This window comes from Streptomyces sp. NPDC048584, from assembly GCF_043199595.1.
Classification (GTDB): domain Bacteria; phylum Actinomycetota; class Actinomycetes; order Streptomycetales; family Streptomycetaceae; genus Streptomyces; species Streptomyces edwardsiae.
This window is the reverse complement of the sequence record NZ_JBICWF010000002.1, coordinates 555,630-567,756: the sequence shown is the minus strand read 5'-3', so window position 1 is coordinate 567,756 and position 12,127 is coordinate 555,630. Positions and strand designations below refer to the sequence as shown.

The 12,127-nt window shown below is 73.2% G+C and carries 5 protein-coding genes; 2 read left to right on the top strand and 3 right to left on the bottom strand.

What is annotated here, in order from left to right:
• Position 1: 1 nt before the first annotated feature.
• The 3 genes from ACGFR9_RS06830 to ACGFR9_RS06820 form a co-directional block, all read right to left on the bottom strand.
• Complete coding sequence (locus tag ACGFR9_RS06830; RefSeq protein WP_393203625.1) at positions 2 to 3,481, bottom strand: ATP-dependent helicase; 3,480 nt, start codon at positions 3,479 to 3,481, stop codon at positions 2 to 4.
• Between the two features lie 100 nt (positions 3,482 to 3,581).
• Positions 3,582 to 6,884, bottom strand: a complete 3,303-nt coding sequence (locus tag ACGFR9_RS06825; RefSeq protein ID WP_393203623.1) for an ATP-dependent helicase — start codon at positions 6,882 to 6,884, stop codon at positions 3,582 to 3,584.
• A 257-nt stretch (positions 6,885 to 7,141) separates the two neighbouring features.
• Positions 7,142 to 7,528, bottom strand: a complete 387-nt coding sequence (locus tag ACGFR9_RS06820; RefSeq protein ID WP_393203621.1) for an MGMT family protein — start codon at positions 7,526 to 7,528, stop codon at positions 7,142 to 7,144.
• 185 nt (positions 7,529 to 7,713) lie between these two features.
• Here ACGFR9_RS06820 and ACGFR9_RS06815 point away from each other — a divergent pair, with 185 nt between their 5' ends.
• Both ACGFR9_RS06815 and ACGFR9_RS06810 read left to right on the top strand, forming a co-directional pair.
• The gene (locus ACGFR9_RS06815; RefSeq protein WP_393203619.1) at positions 7,714 to 10,398 is read left to right on the top strand and encodes a lysylphosphatidylglycerol synthase domain-containing protein; all 2,685 of its coding nucleotides are present in this window, start codon (positions 7,714 to 7,716) and stop codon (positions 10,396 to 10,398) included.
• Positions 10,399 to 10,464: 66 nt separating this feature from the next.
• Positions 10,465 to 12,015: an alpha/beta hydrolase gene (locus ACGFR9_RS06810; protein WP_393203617.1), complete on the top strand. Its 1,551-nt coding sequence runs from the start codon at positions 10,465 to 10,467 to the stop codon at positions 12,013 to 12,015.
• The last annotated feature ends 112 nt before the right edge of the window (positions 12,016 to 12,127 follow it).

Here is a 12,127-nt window from a genome sequence, read left to right as displayed (position 1 = left end):
CCTATCGGCCCGCGCGGGTGTCCTCGGAGTGCGGTATCTCACCGGACGGCTCTTCGAGGAGCAGCCGTTCCAGCTCGGCGCGGCCGGGCAGGTCATCGTGCCGGACGACCTCGCCCGTGCGTACGTACAGGAACGCGGCCCTGACGGTCTGCGGGGGGACGCCCTGTTGTTCGGCCCAGGCGAGCCGGTAGACGGCGAGCTGGAGCGGGTCGGCGTCGCGGCTCCGGCCGGTCTTCCAGTCGACGATCTCGTACGTCGTCGTGTCCCCGTCGTCCTCCTTGTAGACGGCGTCGATGCGGCCGCGGACGACACGGCCGGCGAGCGTCAGCTGGAAGGGCGCTTCCACGCGGTGGGGGGTGCGGTGGGCGTACTCGGTGCGTTCGAAGGCCTCCTTGAGGGCTTCCAGGTCGCGTTCGTCGGCGATCTCGGCGTCGCTGCCGGGCAGGTCGTCCGGGTCGAGCATGGGGAGGGTCAGTGCCTCGAAGCGGGCTTCGACCCAGGCGTGGAACCGGGTGCCGCGGCGCGCGGCCGGCTGGGGCGGGCGGGGCATGGGGCGGGCCAGTTCCTGGGCGAAGCCGTCGGGGTCGGCGGCCAGGCGCAGCAGCTGGGAGGCGGTCAGGGAGGCGGGCAGCAGGACCTCGCTGACGCTCTCGCGTGTGCGCAGCAGTTCTCCGGTGAGGGCGTCGAGGTCGCGGTCCCAGGAGGCGACGGTGCGGGCCTCCTCGGGGGTGAGCCGGGGGCGCGGCGGGTGGGCCGGTTCCGCCTCCGCCGCGGGGGCCCGCGTGATGGTTTCCGGGGCGGTCGCCTGGTGCGGAACGGCGGGGCGGTCGGCGGTCCAGGAGTCCCAGTCGTCCGCGCCGGCGCCGGCGAAGGGGTCGTCCTCCCCGGGGAGGGGGTCCTCGTCGTCGGGCGGTGGCGGCCAGTCCGGGTCCTCGTAGGTGTCGGGGTCGTGTACGGCCGTGGCGGAGCCGTCCGGGTGGGCGGCGAGGCGGTCGAGGTGGGCGAGGACGGTGTCGGCGGCCGCGCGGCGGCGGGTGAGGGCGGCGGCGTCGAGGGGCAGGGGCCACACCTGGTCGTCGCCGGCCCGGTGCAGGGCGGGGTTCTCCTCGCCCTCGGCGGGCTCGTCCGCCCACGCCTCGATCTCGCCGTGTCCGGCGGCGCAGTGCTCGTAGAGGGCGTGGAGGAAATCGGAGGGGCCGCGCGGCTTCTTCTGGCTGGGGCCCCACCAGTGGCCGGAGCCGAGGAGCAGGGAGCGGGGGCGCGTGAAGGTGACGTAGCCGAGGCGGAGTTCCTCGGTGTGCTGATGGTCCTTCATGGCCTCGTGGAAGGCCTTCAGGCCCCGGGAGTCCCAGGATTCGACGTCGGGCAGGGTGTCGGCGTCGCCGCGCAGCGCGTGCGGCAGCACCTTGCCCTGCGCGGTCCACTTCTCGCGTCCCTGGCTGCTGGGGAAGGTGCCGGTGACCAGTCCGGGGACGGCGACGACGTCCCATTCGAGGCCCTTGGACTTGTGCGCGGTGAGGACCTTGACGGTGTTCTCGCCGCCGGGCAGTGCGTTGTCGAGGCCCTTCTCGTACTGGGCGGCGGTGCGCAGGAAGCCGAGGAAGGCGAGGAGGGTGGCCTCGCCGTCGCCCGCGGCGAAGGAGGCGGCGACGTCGAGGAAGTTGGAGAGGGTTTCGCGGCGGCGGGCGGCGAGGGCGTGGGGGGAGGCGGAGAGCTCGACTTCCAGGCCGGTGACGGCGAGGACGCGGTGCAGGACGTCCATGAGGGGGGCGGACAGGGAGAGGCGCAGGTCGCGCAGTTCGGTGGCGAGGCGGGCGAAGCGCACGCGCGCGTCCGGTGAGAAGGGCAGTCCGTCGTCGCCGGGGCCGTCGAGCGGGATTCCCAGGAAGGTGTCGAGGGCGTCGGCGAGGGAGATCACCTCGGCCGGGTCGGTGCCCTCGACGGCCTCGGCGAGCCGCCGGTCGGGGTCGTCGTCGCCGTCGACGCGCGCGTGGGAGACGAGCAGCCGCGCGCGCCGTCCCAGCAGGGCGAGGTCGCGGGGGCCGATGCGCCAGCGCGGGCCGGTCAGCAGGCGGACGAGTGAGGCGTTGGCGCCGGGGTCCTGGAGGACCTCGCAGACGGCGACGAGGTCGGCGATCTCGGGCAGGTGCAGCAGCCCGGACAGACCGACGACCTCGACGGGGACGTCCCGGGCGACGAGGGCGCCCTGGATCTCGGCGAAGTCGCCGGCCGTGCGGCACAGCACGGCGATCTCGCCGGGTGCCTTGCCGGTGTTCACCAGGTGGGCGACGGAGTCGGCGATCCAGTCGATCTCTTCCGCGTGGGTGGGCAGCAGGGCGCAGCGCACGGTGCCGTCGCGTTCGGCGCCGGGGGCGGGGCGGAGGGCCTCCACGCCCGCGTGCATGGCGCGCAGTGGTCCGGCGAGGCCGTTGGCGAGGTCGAGGAGGCGGCCGCCGCTGCGCCGGTTCTCGCTGAGGGACTGCCGGGTGGCGGGGCGGCCGTCGGCGCGGGCGAAGTGCTCGGGGAAGTCGTCGAGGTTGGCGACGGAGGCGCCGCGCCAGCCGTAGATCGCCTGGCAGGGGTCGCCGACGGCGGTCACGGGGTGTCCGGTGCCGCCGCCGAACAGTCCGGCCAGCAGGACGCGCTGGGCGACGGAGGTGTCCTGGTACTCGTCGAGGAGGACCACACGGAACTCGTCGCGCAGGACGCGGCCCACCTCGGGGAGGGCGGCGAGCCGGGCGGACAGGGCGATCTGGTCGCCGAAGTCGAGCAGATCGCGTTCGCGTTTGGCGGTCCGGTAGCGCAGCACGAGGTCGGCGAGCTCGCGCCGGGCGGCGGCCGCGTCGGGGACCTTGCGCAGGTCGGCGTTGGTGAGTCTGGTGTGTTCCAGGGTGTGCAGCAGTTCGGCGTCGTGGGCGCGCAGGTCCTCGGGCCGTACGAGGTGTTCGGACAGCTCGGAGTCGAGGGTGAGGAGGTCGCCGACCAGGTCGGGGAAGGAGCGGGTGAGCGCCGGATAGAGGCCGGGTGCCTCTCGGAGGACCCGCGCGGCGAGTTGGTAGCGGGTGGCGTCGGCGAGGAGGCGGGACGTCGGTTCGAGGCCGATGCGCAGCCCGTGGTCGGTCAGGAGACGGCCGGCGAAGGCGTGGTATGTGGAGATCACCGGCTCGCCCGGGGGGTTGTCCGGGTCGATGGCATCGGGGTCGGTGACGCCGGCCTTGATCAGTGCCTTGCGGACGCGTTCGGCGAGTTCCCCGGCGGCCTTGTTGGTGAAGGTGAGGCCGAGTACCTGCTCGGGGGCGACCTGACCGGTGCCGACGAGCCAGACCACGCGTGCCGCCATCACCGTGGTCTTGCCGGACCCGGCTCCGGCCACGATCACCTGCGGGGCGGGCGGCGCGATGATGCAGGCCGTCTGCTCCGGGGTGAACGGGATCCCGAGGAGCTCCTTGAGCTGATCGGGATCGGTGATAGGGGCGGGCACACGGAGAATCTAACGGCGGGCACTGACAACGGATGCCGTCACAGTGCCCCGAGGGCGAAGAACCGCAGGTCGGCGCCGGTGGTGCGATGCGTCACGCCGGTCATTCGACGACGTGCCGGCCCTCGGGCCGGGCACTGCACGAGGCCCGGAAGGCGCAGTGGGCGCAGTGCTGGCCCGCGGTCGGCCCGAACCGTTCGTCGAGGACCTTCCCGGCGGCCGTGGCCAGCAGGTCGCCGACCCACTCCCCCTCGGGCGGCTCCTGGGCCTGCACCTTGGGCAGGGTCTCGCCGCCGTCCCGCTTGGCGGCGCCCTGGCGCAGCTGGACCAGTTCGGCGCCGCCCGGTTCGGGGCGTGTGCCGTCGAAGACGTCGTCGACCGCGCCCTCGGCGACGGCGATCTGGTAGACGGCGAGCTGGGGGTGGCGTTCCACCTCCTTGGCGCTGGGCGCCTGTTTGCCGGTCTTGAAGTCGACGACGTACGCGCGTCCGTCGCCGTCGGTCTCCACGCGGTCCATCTGGCCGCGGATGCGGACCTCGTAGTCACCCGCTTCGAGGGTGACGTCGAAGTCGTGCTCGCTGGCCACCGGGGTGCGTCCGGCGCGGTCCATGACATGCCACTCGAGGAAGCGTTCGAGCGCCACGCGCGCGTTCTCCTTCTCCTGCTCCGACTTCCACGGCGCGTCGAAGGCGAGCGCGTTCCACACGGAGTCGAGCCGCTCCATGAGGACGTCGAGGTCTGCCGGGGTGTGCCCGGAGGCCACCTCGTCGGCGAGGACGTGCACCACGTTGCCGAAGCCCTGGGCGGCGGTCGCGGGCGCGTCGGCCTTCACCTCGCGGCCCAGGAACCACTGCAGGGCGCAGGTGTTGGCGAGCTGGTCGAGGGCGCTTCCGGAGAGCACGACGGGCTGGTCGCGGTCGCGCAGCGGCACCTTGCTCTCCGTGGGTTCGAACATGCCCCACCAGCGGTACGGGTGCGCGGACGGCACCAGGGGGCGGCCGTCCTCGTCGGCGAGCGCGGCGAGCCGGGCCAGCCGCCGGGCGGCTGCCTCCCGCAGGGTGTCGGAGACCCGGGGGTCGACCGTCGTGGCGCGCAGTTCGGCGACGAGCGCGGCGACGGACAGGGGGCGCCGGGGGCGGCCGGTGACGTCCTGGGGCTCGACGCCGAGTTCGGCCAGGAAGCGGGAGGGCTGGTCGCCGTCGTCGGCGGGTGCCTTCACGGCCGTCACCACGAGGCGTTCCCGCGCGCGTGTGGCCGCGACGTAGAACAGGCGGCGTTCCTCGGCGAGCAGCGCGCCGGGGGTGAGGGGTTCGGCGAGTCCGTCGCGGCCGATACGGTCGGCCTCCAGCAGGGAGCCGCGGCGGCGCAGGTCCGGCCACAGGCCCTCCTGGACTCCGGCCACGACGACCAGGCGCCACTCCAGGCCCTTGGCGCGGTGCGCGGTCATCAGACGTACGGCGTCGGGACGGGCGGCGCGCCGGGTGAGGGTGTCGGCGGCGATGTCCTGGGCCTCGATCTCCTCCAGGAAGTTCAGGGCCCCCCGGCCGCCGGTGCGTTCCTCCGCACGGGCGGCGGTCGCGAACAGGGCGCATACGGCGTCGAGGTCCCGGTCGGCGTTGCGGCCGGCGGCGCCGCCGCGCCGGGCGGAGCGCTCCAGACGCCGGGGCCAGTCCGTGTCGTTCCACAGGTCCCACAGGGCCTCTTCGGCGGTGCCGCCGCCCGAGAGCCCTTCGCGGGCCCGGCGCAGCAGGTCGCCGAGCCGCTGGGCGCCCCGCGCGTAGGCGGTGTCGTGCACGGCGAGCCGCTCCGGCTCGGCGAGCGCACGCGCGAGGAGTTCGTCCGAGGGCGGCGGCAACGGGTTGCCGGCGGCCCGCTCCTCCTCGCGCAGGGCCCGTCCGAGGCGGCGCAGGTCTGCGGTGTCCATGCCGGCGAGGGGGGAGGTGAGCAGGGTGAGGGCGGTCTCGGTGTCGAGCCAGCACGCGTCGGCACCGTCTCCGGTGGCGCCCCGTTCGCCCGCCTCCGCCGTCGCCACCGCGCGCAGGGCCGTCAGCAGCGGGGCCACCGCGGGTTCGTGGCGCAGGGGCAGGTCGTTGCCGTTGACGTCCACGGGGACGCCCGCCGAGGTCAGCGCGCGGCGGACCGTGGGCAGGGTGCGGGCGCCGGCCCGGACCAGGACGGCCATCTCGTTCCAGGGCACGCCGTCCTCCAGGTGTGCCCTGCGCAGGATGTCGGCGATGTTGTCCAGTTCCGTGCCGGACGTCGGGTAGGTGTACGCCTCGACGCGGCCGCCGTCCCGGTCCGGGGTGAGTTCCCGGTGGGCGCGGACCTTCTCGGCGGGCAGGCGGGGCAGTGGCATGCGCCGGGTCACCCGCCGGGTGGCCTCCAGCAGGGCGGCGCCGGAGCGCCGGGAGGTGCGCAGCACCTCGACCGGGGCGGGTCGGCCGTCCGCGCGCGGGAACGCGTGGGGGAACTCCAGGATGCCGCCCACGTCCGCGCCCCGGAAGGCGTAGATCGACTGGTCGGGGTCGCCGAAGGCGACGAGGGTGCGTCCGCCGGCCAGGGCGTGCAGCAGCCGTACCTGGGCGGGGTCGGTGTCCTGGTACTCGTCGACGTAGACGGCGTCGTACCGCGCGGCCAGCCGTCCGGCGATCTCCGGCCGGCCGGCGAGGAGCACCGCGCGGTGGACCAGTTCGGCGTAGTCGAGGACGCCCTGCAGATCGAGTACGTCGAGGTACTCGGCGAGGAAGGCGGAGGCCGCGCGCCAGTCGGGGCGTCCGATGCGGCGGGCGAAGGCGTCCAGGGCCTCGGGGCCGAGGCCCAGTTCGCGGCTGCGGGCGAGCACCGCGCGGACCTCGTCGGCGAAGCCGCGGGTGGTCAGGCACGCGCGCAGTTCGTCCGGCCAGCGCACATGGCCGAGGCCGAGCCGCTCCAGGTCCACCTGGCCGGCGAGCAGCTCGCGGACGGTGACGTCCTGCTCGGGGCCCGACAGCAGTCGCAGCGGCTCGACGAAGAGGTCGTTGTCCTGGTGGGCGCGGATCAGGGCGTAGCAGAACGAGTGGAAGGTGGTCGCCTGCGGGGCGCGGGCGGCACCCATGCGCAGGGCCATGCGGTCCCGCAGTTCGACGGCGGCCTTGCGGCTGAACGTCAGGACCAGGACCCGCTCGGGGTTCCCGCCGCGGGCGATCCGCGCGGCCACCGACTCGACCAGCGTGGTGGTCTTCCCGGTGCCCGGACCTGCGAGAACGAGCAGCGGACCGGTCTCGTGCTCAACCACGGAGCGCTGTGCGGCGTCCAGACGAGGGGGATTCCGGCGAGCCGGCGGGGTACGCACCAGTCGATGAGCGCCGCGGTTCCCCCGCCGCACCTGGGGGTGCGGCAGGCCGCTGGTGGAGGAAGAGGAGCTCACGTGGTTCGCCGGTCCTGGTGGGTGTGCAGTGGGGCCGTTCGCCGCGCGTGCGGGGCGGTGGGTGCGGGGTGAAGGGGGTACGCGCGGCCGACGCTACGCCGGTGAAAAGTACGGAAGCAGGCTTTCCGCTTCTTCCCTCCGGTCACTCGGGCCGCACATGTCCCTTGCCTCACGAACGTACGTCATGCCGCGAATGTGCCCCATCTCACCCTGAGGGATCACAGGTCACACGGCGGAGTGCGCCATGGCGGAGGCTGTCAGGTGTGACCCTCGGTGTGCCCGCCGCCGTCCCAGCGCGCGCGTCTCATGTCGACGCGCGGCACATGGCCCTCCGCGGCCCGGCTCGCCTCCTTCAGCGGCGTGCCCTCCGCGCGGTAGTGCCCGAGGGCCCTGAGCTCGTGTCCCGGCAGCAGCACGCCGTCCGCGCGGACGACACGCCACCACGGGACGGCGCCCCCGTAAAGGGCCATCACACGCCCGACCTGCCGGGGGCCGCCCTCCCCCAGCCACTCGGCCATGTCCCCGTACGTCATGACATGTCCCGGCGGAATCAGCTCGGCCACCTCGAGTACGCGCTCGGCGTACTCGGGCAGGGCGTCCGGGTGCTCCGGACCCCCGTCGGACGGAAGGCTCTCCTGGCTCATCCGGCCCATCCTGCCGCACCCCACCGACAACGCGGCGCGCTCGCGCGTGTGCGCGCGGCTCGCCCCGGAGCGGCGCGTCGGGCAGACTGTGCCGCCCGTGTTCGGACCCTGATGCCCCCTTCTGGCGGTACGGCATGCCACCATCGTGCGGGCGGTGACCGGTGATACAAGATCGAGAAGAGACGATGAAGCAGCAGGGTGCGCACCCCGACGACACGGAGGGCACCCCTGACGCCTCGTCGCGCCCGGACACCGCGGAGGCCGAGACGGCGCACATCGACGAGGTGGAAGGCGACGAACCGCTGCTCCCCGCGCGGGTGCACCGGCCGTCCGACCTCATGCGGCTCCTGGCGGGCGTGCTCGCCGTCGTGGTGCTGCTGGCGATCGCCGCGTTCGCCCACGGCACCACCTCGGGCCTGGAACAGGACATCAACAAGGGCACCGGGCAGGCGCCCGACCTCCTCATCAAGATCGCGGGCCTGGCCTCCAGCATCGCGATCCTCCTGGTGCCGGTGGCCTTCGCCATCGAGCGGCTGATCAAACGGGACGGACTGCGGATCGCCGACGGCGTGCTCGCCGCCGTCCTCGCCCACGGTGTGACGCTCGCCACCGACCTGTGGGTCGCGCGTGCCGCACCCGGCTCGATCCAGGAGGCGCTCACCCAGCCCTCCCCCGGCGACATCCATGCCCTCACGGACCCGGTGCACGGCTATCTCGCGCCGGTGATCGCGTACATGACGGCCGTCGGGATGTCCCGCAGACCCCGGTGGCGCGCGGTGCTGTGGGTGGTGCTGCTCCTCGACGCCTTCTCGATGCTCGTCACCGGGTACACCACTCCGTTCTCGATCATCCTGACGGTCCTGATCGGCTGGACCGTCGCCTACGGCACCCTCTACGCGGTCGGGTCGCCCAATGTGCGCCCCACCGGCCGCACCCTGATGGCGGGCCTGCGCACCGTCGGCTTCCGGCCCGTGACCGCCTCCCGGGTGGAGTCGGGAGACGCCGCCGAGGCCGGGGACCGGGGGCGCCGCTATTTCGTCACCCTGGAGGACGGTCCGCCGCTGGACGTCACGGTGGTCGACCGGGAACAGCAGGCGCAGGGGTTCTTCTACCGCGCGTGGCGCAATCTGGCGCTGCGCGGCTTCGCCACCCGGCGCAGCCTGCAGTCGCTGCGCCAGGCGCTGGAGCAGGAGGCACTGCTGGCGTACGCGGCCATCGCGGCCGGCGCCAACGCGCCCAAGCTGATCGCGACCTCCGAACTCGGCCCCGACGCGGTCATGCTCGTGTACGAGCACACGGGCGGGCGCACCCTCGACTCACTGGCGGACGAGGAGATCACCGACGATCTGCTGCGCGACACCTGGCGCCAGGTACGGGCCCTGCAGTCCCGCCGGATCGCGCACCGCAGGCTGGTGGGCGACGCCATCCTGGTGGATCGTTCCGGCACGGTGATCCTCACCGATCTGCGCGGCGGCGAGATCGCGGCCGGCGATCTGCTGCTGCGCATGGACACCTCCCAGCTGCTGGTGACCCTGGGGCTGCGGGTGGGCGCCGAACGCGCGGTGGCCTCCGCGCTGAGCGTCCTCGGCCCCGACACGGTGGCGGACTGTCTGCCGATGCTCCAGCCCATCGCGCTGAGCCGTTCCACGCGCGGGACGCTGCGGCAGCTGGCCCGCGAGCGGGCGGAACGCGAGCGTGAGGCCGTCCTGGAGGCCTACCGGCAGTCCAAGCCGGCCCGCGCGGAGCACGGCGCCCACGACGCCGCCGACACCGCGCTCGAGAAGGTCGACAAGAAGGCCGCACGCGCGGAGCAGCGGGCCGAGAAGCGGGCCATCGACGAGGCCATGGAAGAGGCGCGCGAGGAGGATCTGCTCACCCAGATCCGGCACGAGGTGCTGCGGATCAGGCCGCAGGCGCCGGTCGAACCGGCCCGCCTGGAGCGGGTGCGGCCGCGGACCCTGATCAGTTTCATCGCCGGCGCGATCGGCGCGTACTTCCTGCTGACGCAGCTCACCCACATCGAGTTCGGCCCGCTGATCGCCAACGCGGAATGGGGCTGGGTGATCGCGGCGGTACTGTTCGCGGCCGCCAGCTACATCGCCGCGGCCATGGCCCTGCTCGGATTCGTCCCGGAGCGGGTGCCGTTCCTGCGGACCGTGGCGGCGCAGGTCGCCGCGTCCTTCGTGAAGATCGTCGCCCCGGCGGCCGTGGGCGGTGTCGCCCTGAACACCCGGTTCCTGCAGCGCGCGGGGGTGCGGCCGGGACTCGCGGTGGCGAGCGTCGGCGCGTCGCAGCTCTTCGGGCTCGGCTGCCACATCCTGATGCTGCTGTCCTTCGGCTATCTCACCGGCACCGAGAAGACGCCGTCCCTGTCCCCGTCCCGCACGGTGATCGGGGGCCTGCTGACGGTGGCGGTGCTGGTGCTCGTCGTGACGTCGGTGCCGTTCCTGCGGAAATTCGTCGTCACGCGCGTGCGGTCGCTTTTCGCCGGTGTCGTACCGCGCATGCTCGATGTACTGCAACGGCCGCAGAAGCTGGTCACCGGCATCGGCGGCATGCTGCTGCTGACGGCCTGCTTCGTGATGTGTCTGGACGCCTCGATCCGGGCGTTCGGCGACGAGACGACCTCGGTCAGCATCGCCAGCGTCGCCGTCGTCTTCCTCGCGGGCAACGCACTGGGGTCGGCGGCCCCGACGCCGGGCGGTGTCGGCGCGGTCGAGGCGACCCTGACGGTCGGTCTCATCGCGGTCGGGCTCCCCAAGGAGGTCGCCGCGCCGGCGGTGCTGCTCTTCCGGCTGCTGACGCTGTGGCTGCCGGTGCTGCCGGGCTGGCTGGCCTTCAACCACCTCACACGCAAAGCGGCCCTGTGAGCGTCGCCCTACCTCGTACGGCCCGTGTCCCGCGCGGCCCGCTCCGAGCGACCGCAGGATGGGACCATGTCCCGCCCCTTCCGTCTGCGTGCCGCCGCCCTGACCGTCTGCGCCGTCCTGCTGCCCGCGCTGCTGACGGGCTGCGGTGAGGACGACGACAGGGACGAGGACCTGACGGAACAGCAGCTCGACTGGCAGGACTGCCCGGCCCCGTCCGAGGCACAGGGCGGGGGCGCCGCCCCGTCGCCGCTGCCGGGCGGCCGGGGCGAATGGAGCTGCGCCCGTATGAAGGCCCCGCTGGACTGGGACGACCCCGACGGCGACACCATCGACCTCGCGCTGATCCGGGCCCGGTCAAGCGGTCCCGCGGACCGGCGCATCGGCTCCCTGATCTTCAACTTCGGGGGCCCGGGCGGCTCCGGCGTCACCACCCTGCCCGCGTTCGGCCAGGACTACGCGACCCTGCGTACCCGCTACGACCTGGTGAGCTTCGATCCGCGCGGGGTGGGCCGCAGCGAGCCCGTGACCTGCCTGGACGACGAGCAGCTCGACGCGTATCTCCAGCAGGACGCCACACCCGACGACGCCGCCGAGCGAACCGAACTCGTGGACGGCACCGAGAGGTTCAACGCGGCCTGCGAGAAGAACTCCGAACGGGTGCTCCCCCACGTGCGCACCACGGACGTCGCCCGCGACCTGGACCTGATGCGCCAGGTCCTCGGCGACGGCACGCTGCACTACTTCGGCATCTCCTACGGCACCGAACTCGGTGGCGTCTACGCCCATCTGTTCCCCAAGAAGGTGGGCCGCGCGGTGTTCGACGCGGTCGTGGACCCCACGCAGACCGCGGAACAGGGCTCACTCGGACAGGCACGGGGATTCCAGCTCGCACTCGACAACTACGCGGAGAACTGCGTCTCCCAGGCCGAGGAATGCCCCGTGGGCGACAGCGCGCAGGACGTGAAGGACCGTATCGCCCGGCTGCTGAGGGACCTGGACGGCAAGCCCGTCCCCGGCATCTTCCCCCGGGAACTGACCCAGACCGCGGCCGCCGGCGGGATCCTTCAGGCCCTGTACTCCGAGGAGTTCTGGGAGTTCCTCACCGAGGGCCTCGACCAGGCGTACGACGGTGACGGAACGATTCTGATGGCCCTGTCCGACTCGATGAACGGCCGCGGCGAGAACGGCGAGTACAGCAACCTCCTCGCGGCCAACATCGCCATCAACTGCGCCGACGACGAACCCCGCTACACCGTCGGGGATGTGGAGCGCCTCCTGCCGGAGTTCCGGGCCGCCTCCGCGCTGTTCGGGGAGTATCTGGCATGGGGAATGGTCGGCTGCACCGACTGGGCGGTGCCCGGGGCCGCCGGGCATCCGGACGTCCACGCCCCCGGCGCGGCCCCGATCCTGGTGATCGGCAACACCGGCGACCCGGCCACACCGTACGAGGGGGCGCGCAGGATGGTGCAGGCCCTCGGCGAGGGCGCCGGTGTGGAGCTGACGTACGAGGGACAGGGGCACGGGGCCTACAACAGCGGTAACAGGTGCGTGCAGGACGCGGTGCACGGCTATCTCCTGGACGGAAAGGTACCGAAACCCGGAACCGTCTGTTCGTGAACCAGACCTACACCCTCACGAAGTCCCAGGTCAGAGCGTTATCCACAGGCTGCCCCGGCGAGCGGCGGATCTGCCTACCATGGCCTGACCGCCATCCGTGGCACGGTGCGGA